General features: G+C 68.3%; 15 protein-coding genes and 2 pseudogenes. 12 read left to right on the top strand and 5 right to left on the bottom strand.

What is annotated here, in order from left to right; all coding sequences use genetic code 11:
• Positions 1 to 19 precede the first annotated feature (19 nt).
• The 4 genes from glp to QR64_RS15335 form a co-directional block, all read left to right on the top strand.
• On the top strand, positions 20 to 1,225 hold the full coding sequence (glp, locus tag QR64_RS15320; protein WP_039586036.1) for a gephyrin-like molybdotransferase Glp: 1,206 nt from the start codon (positions 20 to 22) through the stop codon (positions 1,223 to 1,225).
• Positions 1,222 to 2,220, top strand: a complete 999-nt coding sequence (gene moaCB, locus QR64_RS15325; RefSeq protein WP_024101436.1) for a bifunctional molybdenum cofactor biosynthesis protein MoaC/MoaB — start codon at positions 1,222 to 1,224, stop codon at positions 2,218 to 2,220. The genes glp and moaCB overlap by 4 nt, the downstream gene beginning before the upstream one ends.
• Positions 2,213 to 2,626, top strand: coding sequence for a molybdenum cofactor biosynthesis protein MoaE (locus QR64_RS15330; RefSeq protein WP_039586040.1), 414 nt, complete (start codon positions 2,213 to 2,215; stop codon positions 2,624 to 2,626). Before moaCB ends, QR64_RS15330 begins: the two co-directional genes overlap by 8 nt.
• Positions 2,627 to 2,849: 223 nt before the next feature.
• Positions 2,850 to 4,080 (top strand): DEAD/DEAH box helicase (locus tag QR64_RS15335; protein ID WP_039586076.1); only part of this gene is annotated, 1,231 nt, incomplete at its 3' end.
• Between the two features lie 288 nt (positions 4,081 to 4,368).
• On the opposite strand, the gene QR64_RS15340 is transcribed toward QR64_RS15335, so the two are convergent.
• The 3 genes from QR64_RS15340 to QR64_RS15350 all read right to left on the bottom strand — a co-directional run bounded on the left by QR64_RS15340 (position 4,369) and on the right by QR64_RS15350 (position 7,181).
• Positions 4,369 to 5,391 (bottom strand): CobW family GTP-binding protein, encoded by a 1,023-nt coding sequence (locus QR64_RS15340; protein WP_039586042.1) that lies wholly within the window; start codon positions 5,389 to 5,391, stop codon positions 4,369 to 4,371.
• Between the two features lie 72 nt (positions 5,392 to 5,463).
• Entirely contained in the window at positions 5,464 to 6,099 is a 636-nt protein-coding gene (locus QR64_RS15345) for an MBL fold metallo-hydrolase (protein ID WP_006550373.1), read from the bottom strand.
• Positions 6,096 to 7,181 carry an S-(hydroxymethyl)mycothiol dehydrogenase gene (locus QR64_RS15350; RefSeq protein ID WP_006550372.1) on the bottom strand — a complete coding sequence of 362 codons (1,086 nt, stop codon included), beginning with the start codon at positions 7,179 to 7,181 and terminating at the stop codon, positions 6,096 to 6,098. The genes QR64_RS15345 and QR64_RS15350 overlap by 4 nt, the downstream gene beginning before the upstream one ends.
• Before the next feature lie 333 nt (positions 7,182 to 7,514).
• Between QR64_RS15350 and QR64_RS15355 the strand changes: the two genes are divergently transcribed.
• Positions 7,515 to 9,293, top strand: coding sequence for a cutinase family protein (locus QR64_RS15355; RefSeq protein ID WP_039586044.1), 1,779 nt, complete (start codon positions 7,515 to 7,517; stop codon positions 9,291 to 9,293).
• Between the two features lie 39 nt (positions 9,294 to 9,332).
• Here the strand turns inward: QR64_RS15355 and QR64_RS15360 are convergent, their stop codons facing one another.
• Positions 9,333 to 10,610, bottom strand: a complete 1,278-nt coding sequence (locus tag QR64_RS15360; protein ID WP_039586046.1) for a LuxR C-terminal-related transcriptional regulator — start codon at positions 10,608 to 10,610, stop codon at positions 9,333 to 9,335.
• 260 nt (positions 10,611 to 10,870) lie between these two features.
• Here QR64_RS15360 and QR64_RS27930 point away from each other — a divergent pair.
• From QR64_RS27930 to QR64_RS15370, 3 genes and pseudogenes are all read left to right on the top strand, one after another.
• Positions 10,871 to 10,992, top strand: a 122-nt coding sequence (locus QR64_RS27930) for a hypothetical protein (protein ID WP_235367161.1), incomplete at its 3' end; no start/stop codon positions are given.
• A gap of 1 nt (position 10,993) precedes the next feature.
• Positions 10,994 to 12,337, top strand: a pseudogene (locus tag QR64_RS15365) (AMP-dependent synthetase/ligase); the annotation flags it as partial.
• 89 nt (positions 12,338 to 12,426) lie between these two features.
• On the top strand, positions 12,427 to 14,271 hold the full coding sequence (locus QR64_RS15370) for a siderophore-interacting protein (protein WP_039586049.1): 1,845 nt from the start codon (positions 12,427 to 12,429) through the stop codon (positions 14,269 to 14,271).
• Between the two features lie 350 nt (positions 14,272 to 14,621).
• Here QR64_RS15370 and QR64_RS25930 read toward each other — a convergent pair.
• Positions 14,622 to 14,822, bottom strand: a pseudogene (locus QR64_RS25930) (ISL3 family transposase); the annotation flags it as partial.
• Between the two features lie 190 nt (positions 14,823 to 15,012).
• Between QR64_RS25930 and QR64_RS15375 the strand changes: the two are divergent.
• From QR64_RS15375 to QR64_RS28895, 4 genes are all read left to right on the top strand, one after another.
• Positions 15,013 to 15,699: a TetR/AcrR family transcriptional regulator gene (locus tag QR64_RS15375; RefSeq protein WP_230811593.1), complete on the top strand. Its 687-nt coding sequence runs from the start codon at positions 15,013 to 15,015 to the stop codon at positions 15,697 to 15,699.
• Positions 15,700 to 15,712: 13 nt separating this feature from the next.
• Positions 15,713 to 16,570: a 3-hydroxyacyl-CoA dehydrogenase gene (locus QR64_RS15380; protein ID WP_006550366.1), complete on the top strand. Its 858-nt coding sequence runs from the start codon at positions 15,713 to 15,715 to the stop codon at positions 16,568 to 16,570.
• A gap of 45 nt (positions 16,571 to 16,615) precedes the next feature.
• A complete protein-coding gene (locus tag QR64_RS15385) occupies positions 16,616 to 18,421 on the top strand; it encodes an oleate hydratase (protein ID WP_006550365.1) in 1,806 nt (601 codons plus the stop codon).
• Positions 18,422 to 18,496: 75 nt separating this feature from the next.
• On the top strand, positions 18,497 to 19,210 hold the full coding sequence (locus QR64_RS28895) for a hypothetical protein (RefSeq protein WP_411908084.1): 714 nt from the start codon (positions 18,497 to 18,499) through the stop codon (positions 19,208 to 19,210).
• Positions 19,211 to 19,581 lie beyond the last annotated feature (371 nt).

Genomic DNA, 19,581 nt, shown 5'->3' on the forward strand with positions numbered 1-19,581 from the left:
GTGTGCCTAGGATGGCGGCATGACGAGCGGCAGGCGGTCCGTGGAGGAACACGAACAGCACGTGGCGGCGTTGCTCGACCCGTTGCGGAAGAAGAGCCCGTTGCGTGTGCCGCTCGCGCACGCGCTGCACCGCACCCTCACGGAGGACGTCGAGTCGCCGCTGGACCTGCCACCCTTCCGCAACTCCCAGATGGACGGCTACGCCGTCCGCGCCGGCGATCTCGCGTCGACCCCCGCCGACCTGCCCGTCCAGGGCGTGCTGGCCGCGGGCGACACCGTCGCGGCACTCGAACCGGGGCACGCTCTGAAGATCATGACGGGCGCTCCCGTCCCGGACGGCGCCGACGCCGTCGTCCCGGTCGAGGACACCCGTGCGACCACCCCCGACTCGGACGGCGCCGGCAGCGTGACCGTCGAGCGCAGCGTCACGCCCGGAACCTATGTGCGTGAGGCGGGAACCGACGTCTGCAAGGGCGATCTGCTGCTTCCCGCGGGCACGGTCCTCGCCGCCCGACACATCGCCGCGCTCGCCGCCGTCGGCCTCACCTCGATCTCCGTCCGTGCACGGCCGCGGGTCGCGATCATCTCGACCGGCAGCGAACTCGTCACGGCCGGGAGCGAACTCGGGCCGGGCCAGATCTTCAACTCGAACGGACCGGCGCTGGCCGCGAGCGCGTCGGCCAACGGTGCCGACGTCGTGACCATCGACCACTGCCACGACGATCCGGAGGAGTTCGTGACGATGCTCGAACATGCCGTGGGCGTCGCCGACGTCGTGTTCACCTCCGGCGGAGTGTCGAAGGGCGACTTCGAGGTCGTGAAGGACACGCTCGCGCTGCGAGGCGGGCAGTTCGTCTCGGTGGCGATGCAGCCGGGCGGCCCTCAGGGCACCGCCGTGGTCGACGGCGTGCCGATCCTGACCTTCCCCGGCAATCCTGTCAGCGCGCTCGTCTCGTTCGAGGTGTTCGCGCGACCCGCACTGCGGGCCGCCGCCGGCTATCCGCCCGTCGTGTGCGAGAGCTTGCCGCTCACCGAGGATCTCACGTCGATCCCGGGACGCCGGCAGTTCCTGCGCGGGCGACTCGACGAGAAGGGGGTGACCCCCTTCCGCGGGCACGGGTCGCATCTCGTCGCCGGACTCGCCGCCGCCGACGTGCTCCTCGACATCCCCGCCGACACCACCTCCCTCGAAGCCGGAGACCTCGTGAAAGTACGGATCCTGTGACCGACCTCAGCCACCTGGACGACCAGGGACGCGCCCGCATGGTGGACGTCTCCTCGAAGACCGACACCACACGGATCGCCGTGGCGGCAGGCGAACTCGTCACCACTCCCGAGGTGGTCGCGCTCGTCCGCGCCGACGACATGCCCAAGGCCGACGTCCTGGCCACGGCCCGCATCGCCGGCATCGCGGCGGCGAAACGCACCTGGGAGCTCATCCCCCTGTGCCACCAGCTGGCGCTGTCGTCGGTGAAGGTGATGTTCGACTTCACCGACACCTCGATCACGATCGAGGCCACCGCGAAGACCAAGGGCCCGACCGGAGTCGAGATGGAGGCGCTCACCGCGGTCGCCGTCGCCGGCCTGACCCTGCACGACATGGTCAAGGCCGTGGATCCGGCCGCCGTTCTCGACGGCGTGCGGCTGATCTCCAAGGAGGGCGGCAAGCGCGGCCACTGGACCCGTGACGACGCACCCGGCCGGGACGGGACCCCCGGGGCCGGCGAACAGCCCGTGGAGAAGACCGGACGCTCCGCCGCCGTGGTCGTCGCGTCGACCGGTGTCGCCGCGGGCACCCGCGAGGACCGCACCGGACCGCTCATCCGGTCGTGGCTCGAGGACAAGGGATTCGCGGTCCGCGGTCCCCTCGTCCACGCGGACGCCGACATCGCAGCCGGTCTCGCCGACGCGGTCCGTCCGGGCCCTGCCCTGGTCGTGACGACCGGCGGAACCGGGGCGTCGCCGACCGACGCGACCCCCGAAGCGACTCTCGCCCTGCTCGATCGTGAACTGCCCGGCATCGCGGAGTCGATCCGGCAGCGCGGACTCGAGGCCACCCCGCACGCTGTGCTCTCGCGCGGCGTCGCCGGTCTCGTCGGCCACACGGTCGTCGTGAACCTGCCCGGCTCGCCCGGCGGGGTGAAGGACGGTCTCGCCGCCCTCGACCCGATCCTCGACCATCTGTTGGCACAAGTCGCAGGAGGCGGCGCTCATGAGTGAACTACTGGCCCGGATCTCCTCGGAACCGCTCGATCCCGCAGCGGTGGACGCCGCGGTGGCAGGCGCCGAACACGGTGCGGTGGTGCTCTTCACCGGTGTCGTCCGCAATCACGACGATGGACAGTCGGTGACCGCGCTGCAGTACCAGGCACATCCGGATGCCGAAACGTTCCTGCGGCGGTGCTGCGAGGACGTCGCGGCGAAGTCCGGGCTCCCGGTCGCGGCGGTGCACCGAGTGGGCGATCTCACCATCGGCGATCTCGCGCTGGTCGCGGCGGTCGCCGCCCCACACCGCGCAGAAGCCTTCGCCACCTGCGCCGAACTGGTCGAACGCATCAAGGCCGAAGTGCCGATCTGGAAGCGTCAGCACTTCACCGAGGGTGCCTCGGAGTGGGTGGGTCTGTAGTCACATCAGGGACTGACGCACCCCGTGCGGTAGGGTGACATGGTTCGGGCGTCACGACGACGCCCACCGTCGTGGGATACCGGCGGACCGGGATCGTGCCCGGCCCGCATGCACAGATGCAGTACGCACAGATGCACCGGCCTTCCTTGCGGCGATCGCACAGCACCACGGGCACACGGTCCGTCGAGTGCACACACGCCGCATCGAAAGGCAGCGCTGTTCCATGACCACATCTTTCTCCGATCTCGGGGTGCCCCGCCCGCTCGTCGCCACGCTGAACGACGCCGGGATCACCAGCCCCTTCCCCATCCAGGTGGACACCCTCCCCGACACCCTCGCCGGTCGTGACGTGCTCGGACGCGGACGCACGGGTAGCGGTAAGACCCTGGCCTTCTCGATCCCGCTCGCCGCTCGCCTCGCAGGCAGGAGCACCAGGGCGGCAGGCCGTCCGCGTGGCCTGATCCTGGCTCCCACCCGCGAACTGGCGACCCAGATCGCCGCGGCCATCGAACCGCTCGCGCATTCGTCGGGTCTGAAGGTCACCACGATCTTCGGCGGCGTGTCGCAGAAGCGCCAGGTCGAGGCCCTCCGCCGCGGCGTCGACATCGTCATCGCCTGCCCGGGCCGCCTCGAGGACCTCATGCGCCAGAAGTTCGTGGTGCTCGACGACATCGAGGTCACAGTGCTCGACGAGGCCGATCACATGGCAGACCTCGGCTTCCTGCCCGGCGTCACCCGCATCCTGACGGCGACACCGAAAGACGGTCAGCGCCTGCTGTTCTCGGCCACCCTGGACAACGGCGTCGACAAGCTCGTCAAGCGGTTCCTGAAGAACCCGGTCATGCACTCGGTCGACGAGGCCACCTCCCCCGTCGCCGCGATGACCCACCACGTCTTCGACGTCGCGGGCATGGATACGAAGAAGGACCTCGTCCGCACCCTCGCATCGGGAACCGGTCGCCGAATCCTGTTCATGCGCACCAAGCATCAGGCCCGCAAGCTCGCCAAGCAACTCACCGACTCCGGCATCCCAGCGGTGGACCTGCACGGCAACCTCTCCCAGAACGCCCGCGACCGCAATCTCGCCGCGTTCTCGTCGGGTGAGGCGCGGGTGCTCGTTGCGACGGACGTCGCCGCACGTGGTGTCCACGTCGACGACGTCGAACTCGTCGTGCACGTCGATCCCCCGGCCGAGCACAAGGCGTACCTGCACCGCTCCGGTCGCACGGCCCGCGCCGGCAGCACCGGCGACGTCGTCACCGTCGTCCTACCCGACCAGCGCAGGGATCTCGCGGCCATCATGCGCAAGGCCGCCATCGACGTCACCCCCATCAAGGTGACGGCGGATTCCGAGCACGTGCTGAAGCTCGTCGGCGAGATCGCGCCGTACGTCGCGCCGGCACCGAAGCAGGCTTCCGCGCCGTCGCGTCCGCAGCGCAACGGCGGCAGCCGCCNTCCGGTTCGGGTCAGCGTTCCTCGTCGAGCGGACAGCGTTCCGCCGGTGGTCAGCGCTCCTCGGGTGGGCAGCGCTCCTCGGGTGGGCAGCGCGCGGCCGGCGGTCAGCGTTCGACCGGTCAGGGCGCCGCAGCTGCCACCGGTGGCCGTCGTCGTCCCCAGCGCCGTATCTCCGCCGCTCGCTGAGCCGAAGGGCCTGCCTTCCGCGTCAGCGGGGGTGAGTCGGCCTGCCGCCTCAGCGGGATGAATCGGCCTGCCGCCTCAGCGGGATGAATCGGCCTTCCGCCTCAGCGGGGCGTGAATCGGTGTATCGCGTACATCGCGTCCGCGGACACCGGTTCGGTCGGCACGCAGCGGAGTAGTCGCTCGCGTACGTCGTCGGATTCGAGATCGGCCCCGATGACGACGAGCTGCGTCCCGTCGGGCACGTCGTCGCCGCGACCCGCCGGTTCGAACCTGATGTGGTCGCCGACGGTGTGCAACAGATAGGTGCCGGTGTCCAGTCCGGCAGCGACTCGCACGTATCCCTTGATACGGAACACCCCTGCGGGCTGGTTCTCGAGGAGATCGACCAGCACGCGGGGGTGCAGTGCATCTGCTGACTCGAAGGTGATCGCGTCGTAGCCGTCGTGCAGATGGGTGTGCTCGTGGTCGTCCTGCTCGTAGAGCAACCGGTCGAGGGTGAGCTGCTCCCCCGGCTGCGGACCCGGCCGCTCCGGGATGTCGAACAGCAACGCCGGGTCGATGCGGCCGTGATCGGTCGAGACGACCGCGGCGCGGGAGTTGAGCCGGCACAGGCGCGTCAGCAGATCGTCGTGGGCCTCACCGTCGATCCGGTCGGTCTTGTTGATCAGCACCAGATCGGCGAGCGCCACGTGCTGTTCGAGCTCGGGATGCTGCTCGGCGGTCGCGTCGAACTCCACCGCGTCGACGACCAGCACGAGGCCACCGTAGGAGACGTATTCGTTCTCCGAACCGGCGACGAGCAGGATCATGTTGCGGGGCTCGGCGAGTCCACTCGCCTCGACGACGATCACGTCGAGATCGGACGAGCGGTGGGCGAGCTTGTCGAGCATCGCGTCCATGTCACTGACATCGACTGCGCAGCACAGACATCCGTTGCTCAGCGAGACCATCGAGTCGACCTGCCCCGCCACCATCATCGAATCGATGTTGACGGAACCGAAATCGTTGACGATCACACCGATCCGCGCACCGCGGGTGTTGCGCAGCAGGTGGTTGAGCAGCGTCGTCTTCCCCGCGCCGAGAAATCCGGCCACCACGATCACCGGGATCTGCTTCTTCGCCATGGTGGTGAGACTAGCCGTGCGCTCGTACGCGGTTCCGACGGCAACCGCCGCCGGAACCGCGCATCGGCAGCATCAGCTGCCGCGCTTGATCCACTCCTCGAGGTGCGGCGACTCGGTGCCGATCGTGGTGCCGTCGCCATGACCGGTGTGCACCTTCGTCTCCGCGGGCAGGACGAACAGCTTGTCGCGGATCGACCCGATAATGGTCGGGAAGTCCGAGAACGAGCGGCCCGTTGCGCCCGGTCCGCCGGAGAACAGGGTGTCGCCGGTGAACAGCTCACCCGCTTCCGGCAGGTACAGGCAGGTCGAACCCGGCGAGTGACCCGGCGTGGCGATCGCCTGGATGTCGGTTCCGGCCACCCGGATCCGCTCCCCGTCCTCGAGCGTGCCGTGCGCGACACCCGGGTGGGTCATCTCCCACAGCACGTCGTCGGCCGGGTTGAGCAGGATCGGCGCGTCGAGCTTCTCGGACAGCTCCGGCGCCACGGTGATGTGGTCGTTGTGTGCGTGCGTGCACACGATCGCCACGACCTTCCGTCCACCGACGGCGTCGATGATCGGCTGCGCGGTGTGCGCGGCGTCGATCACCACGACCTCGGAGTCGTCGCCGACGAGCCAGATGTTGTTGTCGACCTCCCATTCGCCGCCGTCGAGCGCGAAGGTGCCCGACGTGACGACCCGGTCGACGCGGATCGGCGAGGTGCTCACAGGACCACCACCGAACGGAGGACCTCACCGCGGTGCATCGTCTCGAACGCCTTCTCGACGTCGTCGATGCCGATGCGCTCGGTGACGAACTTCTCGAGCGGCAGGCGTCCCTGCTGGTACAGGTCGACGTAGGTCGGGAAGTCGCGCTCGGGCAAGCAGTCGCCGTACCACGAGCTCTTGAGCGAGCCGCCGTGCGAGAAGAAGTCGATCAGCGGCATCTCGAGGGTCATATCCGGGGTGGGTACACCGACGAGGACGACGGTGCCGGCGAGGTCGCGGGCGTAGAAGGCCTGCTTGTAGGTCTCCGGCCGGCCCACCGCGTCGATGACGACGTCCGCACCGAAACCGCCCGTCAGCTCCTTGATCGCCTCGACCGCGTCGACCCCGCTGGAGTTGACGGTGTGGGTGGCACCGAGGTCGGTGGCCCACTCGAGCTTCTTGTCGTCGCGGTCGACGGCGATGATCGTGACGGCACCTGCCAGGCGCGCACCCATGATCGCGGCGTCGCCGACACCGCCGCAGCCGATGACGGCGACGGACTGGCCGCGGGTGACTCCGCCCGTGTTGACGGCGGCACCGAGACCGGCCATGACACCGCAGCCGAGCAGGCCGACGACGGCCGGATCGGCGCTCGGATCGACCTTGGTGCACTGACCGGCGTGGACGAGGGTCTTGTCGGCGAACGCGCCGATGCCCAGCGCCGGAGTGAGTTCGGTGCCGTCCTCGAGTGTCATCTTCTGGGTGGCATTGAAGGTGTCGAAGCAGTACTGCGGCTGACCGCGCTTGCATGCGCGACACTGGCCGCACACCGCGCGCCAGTTCAGGACGACGAAGTCGCCCACGGCGACCGAGTCGACGCCCTCACCGACGGATTCGACGACACCGGCGGCCTCGTGGCCGAGCAGGAACGGGAACTCGTCGTTGATGCCGCCCTCGCGGTAGTGCAGATCGGTGTGGCACACGCCGCACGCGGCGATCGCGACGACGACCTCACCGGGGCCGGGATCGGGGATCACGATGGGCACGACCTCGACAGGCGCTCCCTTCGAGCGAGCGACGACTCCGCGGACTGTTTGCGACATGCTGTCTCCGTTTCGTGATGCGACCGGCAGTATCCGGTGTTTCCGACTTCCGGTGATTCCGACCCTAGCCACTCCCGCGGCGCTCTGCTCCTGATCGTTCGGCGGGCCCGACCCAGCCGAACGGCCAGTCGCTGAGCGGCGAACTCGAATTGTCCGATTGGCGCATTTCCCTTGGATTTCGCGGCTCGGTGTTCGCGCCTGCATTTCTCCGTCGCCACCTCGGTAAACCCGTGTCGATGTAACGCTGCGAGCGACCTTCACGAAATCCGTTACGACCCGCCGCACTTCGGCAGGCCGGCAATTCCTCGGTCAGAAACGGATTGGTAGAGGCCCATGGCACTTCGAAAGTCGCTGTCGCGTCGGCGGATTCTCGCCGGCGTCTTCGCCCCCACCGCGCTCGGAGTCGTGGCAGCGGCCGCGATCGTGCTTCCGCAACAGGACACCCCCACCGTTGCCGACCCGTACCTCGCCGGCCTGGCGAAGACCACCGAATGTCACGACATGGTCAGCCTGGGTATCGGCGGTCGCGGTGACATCCCTCGCGACGAGTCGAAGATGCTCGTCGACGAGAACGGCAACCGCCTTCCCGCCGCCCAGCAGGGCGCCTACCGCAGCCATTGGGTCGAGCCGGTCATCAGCGCACCGCTCGAGAACCACGAGGCCGGCGACGGCTACGCGGCCATCTACATCGAGTACCCGGCCGACCTCGCCAGCTACGAGAACGCCGTGAACAAGGGCGCCGAGAACACTATCGAGGTCATGAAGGCCATCCGGCGGTCCTGCCCCGACACCCAGTTCGCCATCGTCGGGTTCAGCGAGGGCGCCGACGTCGCGCGCCGCGCCGCGATGCAGATCGGTGCGCAGGAGCAGAGCGAGGACGGTTCCTGGGAGATCATCGATCCCGACGCCGTCAGCGGCGTGGTCATCCTCTCCGACGCGGGCCGCGAGGCCGGAGAAGGCTTCTTCCCCGGCGCGGAAAACGGCACGAACCCCGACGGCTTCGATCGCCCCTACCAGCCGGGCAGCGACGCCGTTTCCGGACGCGGTGTCCTCCCCGACACGAACGGTGGTTTCGGTCATCTCGCCGGCAAGGTCGCCTCGTTCTGCTCCGAGGGCGACTTCACGTGCTCGGCACCCGAGAACATCGCGCTGATCGAACTGCTGGCGAACGTGGGTCGTCAGGTCAACGGCGACGCCCTCGAGCGTGAGGGACTGACCCCCGCCACCGGCGCCGACCTGGCCCAGGTCGTCGGCCGGGTCGCGCTGCTCGCCCTCGCCGACATCTCGGCGAATCCGGACTGGATGCGGTCGGACGAGACCTTCCTCGAGGTGCTGATCAAGGTCTCCGACCCGAGCTACGATCCCGCCGCCCGCCCCACCACGCCTGTGGCTGCCGACGCCGACTCCGGCGCCACCCATGAGGACGGTGCCGAGGCGCCGATCCCCGCGGAGCGTCTGTCGAACCTCGCGTACCTGCCGGAGAAGATCGTCAAGGAGGTCGTCGGGTTCATCCGGAGCAACCAAAACACCCTCGCGGTGGTGCTTGCCGACCCGTACGACCAGACCTTCGGCTACGACCGTGAGAACGACGACCACTACGGGCACCACTTCGACTACTGGGACGACGACATCGACGGCAAGGGTACGTCCACCGTCGAGTACGCCGCCGCCTGGCTCGAGCACCTGGCCCGCCAGGCCAAGGAGGGCAACGCGGTCGATGCGAACAAGGTCGACAAGGCCGCGGTGCTGATGATCGCCGAGGAGACGGCGAAGGCCGAGACCGCCGAGGCGTCCACCACGCCGGAGACCTCGCCGTCCTCGACTGTGACCGCCGATGCGACGGTCGCCGACAGCAGCGTGCCCACCCCCGTCGACGCTGTCCCGGCTCCCGCAGGCGACCCCGCTGCACCGGTGGCCCCGCCTGCACCCGAAGCGGGCGTGACGACAGCCACGCCCACCCCGATGACCACCACGGCTCCGGTCTCCACCCCGTCGGAGACCACGACTCCGGCCACGGGCGAGACCACCACGGGCGCCGGGTCGACCACCTCCTCCGGAACGCCCACGACGACCGTCGCCCCGACGACCACGTCGCCGGCACCGGCTGCCTGACCGTCCTCGACGGGCCACCCGACGACCGAGAACTCGGCGTCAGCCCGCGGCGCGGACCCCGGCCTCTGCACCGAGAGCCGCGGCCTCACCGCGAGTGCTGACGCCGAGTTTTCGTAGTACGCCGGCCACGTGGAACTTCACCGTCGACTCGCTCACGCCGAGACGTTCGGCGATGACGCGGTTGCGCCGTCCGGCCACGAGATGTTCGAGGACCTCGATCTCCCGGGGCGCGAGCGCGGCGAGCGCATCGAGAGCGGGTCCGTCCGTTGCAGCGATCGGCAGGTCGAGCGGGAAGCTCACCGCGATCCGTGTGCCCCAGCCGGGGGTCGACTCGGATTCGATTCCACCGCCGAGGGTTTCGACGCGGTCGCGCAGCTGGCGCCCGAGTTCGACGACGTCGATCTCGCCGCTCCCGTCGTCGCGCACGTCCACCAGCAGGGTCGAGTCGTCGCAGGTCCACGCGACGCGCACCCGCGTCACGTCGGTCTGACCGGACATCGCCAGCACCGCGCCCCGGGCGATCGCGCGGGCCGCGTGCGCGACCTCGCCGGGCAGTCCCCGTCCACCCACCGGCGGAGCGACCATCTGCAGGTCGAGCGGGCGGTGCCGCACCAGATCGCGCAGTTCACCGTGGAGTCGCGCGAACGCGGTGGTCAGTGCCTCCTCCGCGAGTTCGCGGTGCAGGTCCACCGCCGATCGCAGGCCGATCAGGGCCTCGGTCGCCGTCTCCCGCGCCGTGGTCCGGGCACGGGTGTCGTCGAGATCCTTCGACCGCAGGGTCGCGAGGATCGTCTCGAGGGTCACGGCATGGGATTCGGTGAGCTCGGCGACGGTGCGGGCCCGCTCCGCGGAGGCGGCCCGCGATTCCGCGAGATATGCCGGGCTGGCGGTGTGCACCTGCAACCGGATGCCGGTCGCGACCACGCCGAACGCCGCCCGCACGAGAACGAGGGCCGCGGAGGTGGCCCGGGCCCCGCGAGGCACGAACACCAGGAGCGTGTCGGTGCTGTCGAGGATCGCGCACACCTCACGATCGCGACCAGCGAGACGGAAGCTGCCGCGGCGGATCTCCCCCGCGGTGAGGTCGTTCCGCACCCGATCCAGCTCGGCGATGGTCACCCGGTCGACGATCGACGGGTCGCCGGCCACCTTCCGCGGCCGGCCGGTGCATTCCCTCGTGAAGATCACCAGGGCACTGTGCGGAGCGAGGTCGTCGACATAGGTGGAGAATCGCTGCGCGATCTCCGCGAGCGGACCGGTGAGGACGTCGCGCAGCTCGGCGATCAGGACCTCAGGGCGACGGGCAGCGGGACTCACATGCCCACGATATCGGCGTCCACCGGCGCCTTCCCGGAGGAGCCCCGGCCCCTGCCGACGCGTGCATCGCGTACTGCGCCACTTCGGCCCCTCGGACCCCGGCCGGCGGTAACATTCCGATCACTGGGGCGACTTCGATTCCTCGTCCGTGGGAGGTGCTGCGAACAGTGGCGGACCCCCGCGCGACGACGGGCACCGCGACCGCGATCGACGGTCGCGACGGGTTCCCCGCGACCGTGCCGCGTCTGCTGCTGGACCGGGTGTCCCGCTCCCCCGACTCCGTCGCCTACCTGTGCCCGGACGGTGAACGGTGGCGTCCTGCGACGTGGACGGACGTACGCCGCGAGGTCTTCGACCTCGCGGCGGGACTGATCGGTCGGGGNGTCGCGATCTGCGCGACGACCTGTTATCGGACCGTCGTCGCCGACCTCGCGATCGCGTGCGCGGGCGGCGTCACCGTCCCGATCTACCCGGCGACCCGCGACGACGAGGTGCGGTCGCAGATCCGGCGTGCGCACACCGTCCTCACCGTCGCCGACCGGCCGGTCGCCGCCACCGACGTCCTGGGCATCGACGGACTCGACAAGCTCGCCGACGAAGGGCGCCGTCTGCTGCGCACCGACCCCGACGTCGTGGAGCGACGGATCGCGGCGTTGTCCCCGGACGACGAGGCCGCGCTGATATACACGGCGTGCGAGGACGGCCGCACCAAGGGCGCGTGCCTGACCCACCGGGGCACGACCTACGGCGCCCGTGCCGTCGCGCAGACCGGGATGATCTCGTCGTCCGACCGTCAGTTGCTGTGGTTGCCGCTCGCGCACGTCTTCGGCCGGTCGTTGCTGCTCATGGCCATGCACACAGGTGTGAGCACCGCCGTCGACGGTCGCGCCGACCGCGTCACCGCGAATCTGCGGACGGTCCGGCCGACCTTCCTGGGATCGGTCCCGCACGTGCTCGAGAAGATCGCCCGGCTGGAACGGGACGAGCTCGGGGGTCGGCTCCGCTTCGTCGTCTCCGGATCGGCGCGATTGTCCGAAGACGTCGCCCGGCGGTTCGAGCAGCTCGGTGTACCGGTGCTCGAGTGTTACGGGATCACGGAGACCTCCGGACCGTCGTGCGCGAACCTGCTCGGCGCGCACCGCCCCGGCACGGTCGGCCGACCACTGCGCGGCACGGAGGTCCGGATCGCCGACACCGGCGAACTCCTCATTCGGAGTCCCGGAGTGATGACCGGTTACCACGACGATCCCGCGGAGAGTGCCGCCGCGCTCGACGCCGACGGCTGGTTCCACACGGGCGATCTCGCCGAGATCGACGCCGACGGATTCGTCGTCGTGACAGGGCACCGCAAGGACACCTTCAAGACCAGCACCGGAAAGTACGTCGGCCCCACCGCGCTCGCCGACCGCTGGCGCCGGATGTGTCCGGGCAGCGAACTCGTCGTGGCCGGGGAGCTGCGCCCGTACTGCGTCGGTCTCGTGTTCACCACCGCGCCGGAACCGGTCGTCGCGGCCGCGCTGGAACAGCTCGACGCCCGATCGGATCCGTGGGAACGCATCCGCCGTTTCGTCGCGGTGAGCGAGCCGCTGGAGACCGACGATCTCGACCCGGCCGGGCGTCCGATCCGGGATCGCGTGCTCGCCCGGTACGCCAGTCTCGTCGACGAGATGTACGCGAACGGTCGTCGCGCGGGCCAGGACGGGTCGCGGCAGACGAATGCCCTCTGAAGTAAGGTTCGCCTAAACGCAGGTCACCGCGCGGGCGGAGAGACCGGTCGTTCCGCCGTCCACGATCCCCTGCCGAGGAGAACGCACCCATGGCCCGTAGTCTTCGCCCCCTCGAGGTCTTCCCGATCACCACGCGGTACCTGAAGGTGCTCCGCGTGACGGACGTGAGCCCCGGGATGCGGCGGGTGACCCTCGGGGGCGAACAGTTGCGGGCGCACGTCGCGCCGAACGGATTCCCGGTGGAGGCGTTCCGGTCCGACGGTGTGGACGACGAGTTCAAGCTGATGTTCAAGCATCCCGAACTCGACGAGGCCCTCGGCCCCACCCAGGCCGACGGCGTGGTGAACTGGCCGCGCGATCCGAAGCTGCTCATGCGCACCTACACCGTCCGGCGCTGGGATCCGGTCGCCGGCGAGATCGACGTGGACTTCGTGCGCCACGGCGTGGGTCCCGCGTCGAGCTGGTCGTACCGCGCGGAACCCGGTGAGACCATCCAGATCGCCGGACCGAAGTCGTCGGCCGGACACCCGCAGGGCGTGGACTGGACGCTCGTGGCAGGCGACGAGACGGCGCTGCCGGCCATCGGGCGCTGGCTCGAGAACTGGCCGGAGGGTGCACGCGGCCGGATCTTCGTCGAGATCGCCGACGACTCGAATCGGCAGGATCTTCCCGTTCCCGCCGGTGTGGAGCTGACCTGGCTGAGCCGCGACGGCGCCGAGCCGGGCACGACCACCCTGTTGTTCGATGCCCTCCGGGCCGCCGAGTGGTGGGACGGCACGGTCTTCGCGTGGGTGGCCGGTGAGGCCCTCACGCTCACCCCGATCCGGCGGTGGCTGCGCAATGAGAAGGGCCTGCCGAAGGAACAGGTGGAGGTCACCGGCTACTGGCGTCGTCAGGAAGTCGCGGTGTCGGAGGCCGACGCCTCCCTGCCCGATTTCGAGGCGACCGAGGACGAACGCGACCGTTTCGACGAATTGGCCGAGATCGCACCGGGTTTCGCGCTGCGGGTCGCAGCGACCATCGGACTGGCGACGGCCTTCGACGCGTCGCCGCGCACCCTCGACGAACTCGTGGCCAAGACAGGGACCGACCGCACCGGTCTGGGCAAACTTCTCCGTTATCTCGTCGCCGTGGGGGTGGCCGAGGATCTGGGCGAGGGCCGGTTCCGGCTCACCGGCGTCGGCCGTGAACTCGAGGACGACCACCACCTCGAGGAACTGCGACTCGACGGTGTGCACGCGCAGCGGGAACTGGCGGGCATGCTCGCACTGCTCGCTGCCGTCCGCACGGGTCGCGGGGACGACGCACATCGGTTCGGTAAGAGCTTCGCGCAGCGCGTCACAGACGACACCGCTCTCCTGACGGATCGGTACGAGCAGGAAGCCGAAATGGCCGTCTACTTCGCCAGTACCCTCGCGGCGAAGGTGCCCTCCGATGTCTCGACGATCGCGGTCTCCGGTGAGGCCGCCGGTTCCTACGCCCACGCCCTCGTCACGGCGAATCCGTCGGTACGGGCGACCGTGGTGGCCGCGCCGTCGGAGATCGAGGTCCTGCGTCGCGTCCACGGCGAGCACGAGCGCGTCGCCTATACGCCGGGCAGCATGCTCGAAACCCGCCCCGAACCGGTCGACGCGGTGCTGCTGACCGGGCGGTTGAACGAACTGCCCGATGCCGACGCCGTGCACGTGCTGCAGCAGGCAGCGGCGGGACTGAATCCGGACGGCCGGGTCCTCGTCTTCGGCACTGTGCTCGACGACATCGCCGGTGAGCACGACTACGAGGACGATCTCGTCGACTTCGCACTCAGCGGCGGCGGTGGTCGTACGCACGAGGACCACCTGGCACTGTTCGAGGCGGCCGGCCTCGCGGAACCCGAGCGCACGACGGTGGGTTGGGGCATGACGCTGTACACGTCCACCGGCTCGGCGGGCTGAGATCGTGAGAATGCAGCGGCCTCGCGACGCGCGGGGCCGCTGCAGAACGACGAGAAGAGCTGCTGCGAGGAAGTCTCCCGCGAGGAATGTCTTCCGAACGGTGGACCTAGCGGGAGGCTTGTCGAAACTTGCCCCAGCGCTGGCACGGATGGTCGCGAGCCACAGGGCTATTCGAAGCGTGCGTGTCCACCAGGCGCACCGAGGCGGAGCCTTCCTCAGCTGTCTCGACCGGATGAGGTTCGTCAGGTTCCGGAAGTTCAGGGCCGAGCCGCGGAGGCGCTCCAGGCACCCGTTGACGGTCCCGGTCGGGCCGTTGCACGTGCCGGTCCGGTCGAAGAACGCGAGGATGTCTCGTGGGCGAGACGCCGCGTGTCCGTCCCGCGCGAGAGCGCCCGGCTACCGCATCCCCGGCACCACGGGTCCGGCTCGGCGACGCGGCACTCGATCACCGCGCGATCCGGCTCGAGCAGCTGACCGACGGCCACAAGACCGAGCTCGTCGAGGTGTCAGAAGACGGTCAGGTCGGGGGGCGCGAAGGTAGCGTGGTGCACGTCGAGGTCTTCCGGCGGATGGTCAGTGTGAGAACTTCCATCATCGGAAGGCCTCGACTTTCATCCGGCGACCGACGCGCTCAGCCACCCACCCCCTCAACTGCGAAGAGCCACAACACCGGCCACACCTGTCGCCGATCGCGTGCGTACGCCCTTTGCGGTCCGCAAGAAAATGAGTACACTCATTAATGTGAGCGAGGTGCAGCAGCTTTCAGAGCGCGGACGGCGCCCGGGCGTTCGGGAGATAGAGTCCCGCCGCGAGCAGAACATGCGGCTCAAGCGGGAGCGAATCTTTCGCGCCGCGTCCGATCTGTTGCGTGCGCGCGGGTTCTCCGCGGTGACGACGCAGGAGGTGTCCGCCGCGGCCGGGGTCGCAGCGGGGACCTTGTTCCGGTACGCAGCGACCAAGAGCGAGTTGCTGCTCATGGTCTACAACGAGGCACTCCGGGCATCGATAGATGAGGGCGCCGCGCGTGCGGCGTTGACGCCGGATCCTGCCGCCGCGGTCTTCGCCCGCCTGCACCCCCTCGTCGTCGCTGCCGCACGTGAGCCGGAGAACAGTGCTGCGTACCAGCGGGAGCTGCTGTTCGGCCCTCACGACGCGAAGTTCCGGGCCGAGGGCATGGCGTTGATCTTCGAGCTCGAGGCGTCCCTCTCCGACACGCTACGACGCGCCGCTCCGACCCTCAGCGACGGGGAGGCACGCGTCGCAGGATCCTCGCTGTTCGCCGTCACTCATCTCGCGATCGCTCGGATGACGGCCTCGGACATCCCCGAGGCTGACGCGATCGACGACCTCAGACGTCAGGTCACGCTCATCGTGACCGGCGTGCTGCACACACCCCGGCGGCCGGATCCGCCGCCCGAGAAGGAATGAAGGAAACAGAACAATGAGCAACATCACACACGTGACCGTCCTGGGAACCGGAGTCCTCGGCACCCAGATCGCCTTCCAGACCGCCTACAGCGGCTTCCAGGTCACCGCATATGACATCAGCAGCGATGCCATCGAGGCAGCCAAGAAGCGGTTCGACGCTCTCGTCACCACCTACAAGGACGACGGAGTCGCGGGGGCAGCCGAGGGGAAGGCGGACGAGGCGCTCACCCGCGTCCGGTTCTCCTCCGACCTCGCCGACGCGGTCGCGGACGCGGATCTGGTCATCGAGGCGATCCCCGAGGTACTGTCCATCAAGCAGGACACCTACCGAAGGCTCGGCGAGCTCGCACCGGAGAAGACGATCTTCGCAACGAACTCGTCGACACTTCTGCCCAGCGACCTCAAGGACTCCACCGGACGCCCCGCCAAGTTCCTCGCGCTGCACTTCGCGAACCGGGTCTGGAAGTTCAACACCGCCGAGGTGATGGGCACCGCCGACACCGATCCGGCCGTGTTCGACGAGGTCGTCGCCTTCGCCGGCAACATCGGGATGGTTCCGATCCCCGTGTACAAGGAGAAGTCCGGCTACGTCCTCAACTCGCTACTGGTGCCGTTCCTCAACGCCGGGTACGCACTCGCCGCCGGCGGATACGCCGAGCCGAAGGACATCGACAACGTGTGGCGGATCGGCACGGGAGCGCCGATGGGCCCCTTCCAGATCACCGATGTCATCGGCCTGGTCACCCCGTACAACATCCTCGCCCACGGCGGGGAGGAGGACCAGGCGCTCGCGGCCTGGCTGAAGAGCGAGTACATCGACCACGGCAAGCTGGGCGTCGCCACCGGCGAGGGCTTCTACACCTACAACTGACCCACGACCGCGGCAGAACAGTCCACGAGAGGACGTGCAAGCCAGATGTACTACAGCAGTGGAAACTACGAAGCCTTCGCCCGCCCCCGCAAGCCCGAGGGAGTCGAGAACAAGACCGCCTGGTTCGTCGGCGCCGGGCTCACCTCGATGGCCTCGGCGGTGTTTATGATCCGCGACGGGCAACTCTCCGGCGACAAGATCACAATCCTCGAGCGCCTGGACCTGCCCGGCGGCGCGCTGGACGGTATCAAGAAGCCGGACAAAGGGTTTGTCATCCGCGGCGGGCGCGAGATGGAAGACCACATGGAGTGCCTCTGGGATCTGTTCCGCACCATCCCGTCGCTCGAGGTCGACGGATCCGTCCTCGACGAGTTCTACTGGCTCAACAAAGACGACCCCAACTACTCACTCAACCGGGTCACACACCGGCAGGGCGAGGAGTTCGTCACCAACAATGAGTTCGGCCTGAGCGAGAAAGCTCAGAAGGAGTTGGTCAAGGTCTTTCTCGCCTCGCGTGAGGAGATGGAAGACAAGCGCATCGACGAGATCTTCGGTGAAGAGTTCCTGAGCAGCAACTTCTGGCTCTACTGGCGGACGATGTTCGCGTTCGAGAACTGGCACTCCGCACTCGAGCTGAAGCTCTACCTGCACCGGTTCGTGCACCACATCGGCGGGCTCCCCGACCTTTCGGCGCTGAAGTTCACAAAGTACAACCAGTACGAATCGCTCGTGCTGCCCATGTACCGCTGGCTCCTGGACCAGGGCGTGAGATTCGAGTTCTCCACCGAGGTCACCGACATCGACTTCGTTTTCGACGGCGACCGTAAACAGGCCACCCGCATCCACTGGACAAAGGGCGGCGTGCCCGGCGGCGTCGACCTCGGTCCCGACGACCTCGTGCTCGCCACGATCGGTTCGCTCACAGAGAACTCCGACGACGGCACCCACCACAATGCGGCCAGACTCGACGAAGGTCCCGCGCCGGCGTGGGACCTGTGGCGGCGCATCGCGGCCAAGCACCCCTCTTTCGGACGCCCCGAGGTGTTCTGCGGCGACATCTCGAAGACGAAGTGGGAGTCAGCGACGGTCACCACCATCGGCCCTGAGATCCCGAGGTACATCAAGAAGATCGCCAAGCGCGACCCGTTCTCCGGCAACATCGTCACCGGCGGCATCGTCACCGCGAAAGACTCGTCCTGGCTGCTCAGCTGGACAGTCAACCGCCAGCCGCACTTCAAAGCGCAAGCACCCGACGAGATCGTCGTGTGGGTCTACGGCCTGTTCGTAGACGTGCCCGGCGACTTCACCGGCAAGACAATGCAGGAGTCGACCGGCGAAGAGATCACCCAAGAATGGCTCTATCACTTGGGTGTGCCCGTCGAGGACATCCCGGAGCTCGCGGCAAACGGCGCGAAGACCGTGCCTGTGATGATGCCCTACGTCACCTCGTTCTTCATGCCCCGCACCGCCGGTGACCGCCCCGACGTGGTGCCCGAGGGCGCAGTGAACTTCGCGTTCATCGGCCAGTTCGCCGAAACCACGCGCGACACGATCTTCACCACCGAGTACTCGGTGCGTACTGCGATGGAGGCCGCCTACCAGCTGCTGGGCATCGATCGCGGCGTGCCGGAGGTTTTCAACTCCACCTATGATCTCAGGTTCCTGCTCGAGGCCACCGCGCGCTTGCGCGACGGCGAGGAGGTAGAGCTCCCCGGCCCGAAGTTCGTCGGCAACCGCATCATCAAGCACCTCGACCACACTCAGATCGGACAACTCCTCACCGACTTCGGAGTCATCCCCGAGCTCGACGGCACGACGAAACGAGTCCGTGCCGATGACGCCGGAGCCTGACCCGCAGACGCTGACTCCGTCCACCGAGCGAGGATCACCCCGCGCCGATCTCCGGCCTGAGTTCCACAACTTTTGGTGACCCGCGTTTATCGCATCGATGAGTTTGCGGGCGTCGTCGTTGATGCTCGGCTCGACGATCATCTCGTGGTCGCCGATGGCGACCACGATCGTGCGCAGGGGTTCGAGGGCGCCGACGACCTTCTTGATCGATACGCCGGTGATGTTCTGCAGGTATCGGGCAACCGCCAGCGCGGCGAACACCACGGTCAAGTGCGCCTCGATGGAATCCCTGGTCCGGTGGAAGACCGGTCTGGCCTTGAGGTCGGACTTGGCCATCCGGAACGACTGCTCGACCTTCCACAGGTCGTGGTACGACGCCACCGCGGCGTGGCCATCCATGATCGTCGAGTCGATATTGGTGACGTACCCCTTGTATCCGGCCGCTTGGCGAGCCCGTTCGATCGAGGCCTCGTCCAAAGTGACGTTCTGTCCGATGAGCTTGACGAACCGCTGCTTCTTCAAGGGCTCGGCCCGGTGGGCCACTCGCTGAGCACGGTCGATCTGCGCGCTGAGCGTGCGGCGATCCCGCTGGGCGCGCTCCCACTTGTAATGCCACACCACTCGGCGGTCGCGCCTGTCGCGGCCTTGCCCCATCGGGCGGGTCAGCTCCACGATCTCGCCGTCGTCGATGCGTTGCCGCGGCGACCGAAGTGCTCTTCGAGCTCCTTGGGCGCTTTGGAGGTGCGGGAGCCGACGATGAACAGTAGACCTGCGTCTTCGAGTCGTTGAGGTTGGCCGCTGAAAGCATCCCGGCGTCCGCCACGACGACCATGTCCGCGATTGCGTGCCGCTCCTGGAAGGCGGTAATCACCGGGATCAAGGTCTTGGTTTCGGCCTTGTTGCCCTCGAAAACGTGCACGTCCAGCGGGAATCCGTCCCGGGCGACCAGCAGGGCGACGCCGGGGCCGCCGGCGGCCGTGACGTGGCGCCAACAAGCGGCCGCGATGAGAGTGCGGTAGTCGCGAGCAATTACCCGACCCAGACAGTTGTAAAGCGTGTTGACGTGCGGGGGATCTAGGCCAAGGCGCCCAAGCACCCGTACCGAATCTAGTTTGCTCGTCGGCTCGACCAGACGGGCCAGTACCAGGTCGCGGAATACC

Source organism: Rhodococcus sp. Chr-9 (genome assembly GCF_000801125.1).
GTDB lineage: Bacteria > Actinomycetota > Actinomycetes > Mycobacteriales > Mycobacteriaceae > Rhodococcus > Rhodococcus pyridinivorans.

Excerpts from the sequence above, each read along its gene's own strand:
- glp (WP_039586036.1), top strand. The coding sequence starts at position 20 with ATGACGAGCGGCAGGCGGTCCGTGGAGGAACACGAACAGCACGTGGCG.
- QR64_RS15330 (WP_039586040.1), top strand. The coding sequence starts at position 2,213 with ATGAGTGAACTACTGGCCCGGATCTCCTCGGAACCGCTCGATCCCGCA.
- QR64_RS15340 (WP_039586042.1), bottom strand. The coding sequence starts at position 5,391 with ATGGCGAAGAAGCAGATCCCGGTGATCGTGGTGGCCGGATTTCTCGGC.
- QR64_RS15350 (WP_006550372.1), bottom strand. The coding sequence starts at position 7,181 with ATGTCGCAAACAGTCCGCGGAGTCGTCGCTCGCTCGAAGGGAGCGCCT.
- QR64_RS15355 (WP_039586044.1), top strand. The coding sequence starts at position 7,515 with ATGGCACTTCGAAAGTCGCTGTCGCGTCGGCGGATTCTCGCCGGCGTC.
- QR64_RS15370 (WP_039586049.1), top strand. The coding sequence starts at position 12,427 with ATGGCCCGTAGTCTTCGCCCCCTCGAGGTCTTCCCGATCACCACGCGG.
- QR64_RS15380 (WP_006550366.1), top strand. The coding sequence starts at position 15,713 with ATGAGCAACATCACACACGTGACCGTCCTGGGAACCGGAGTCCTCGGC.
- QR64_RS15385 (WP_006550365.1), top strand. The coding sequence starts at position 16,616 with ATGTACTACAGCAGTGGAAACTACGAAGCCTTCGCCCGCCCCCGCAAG.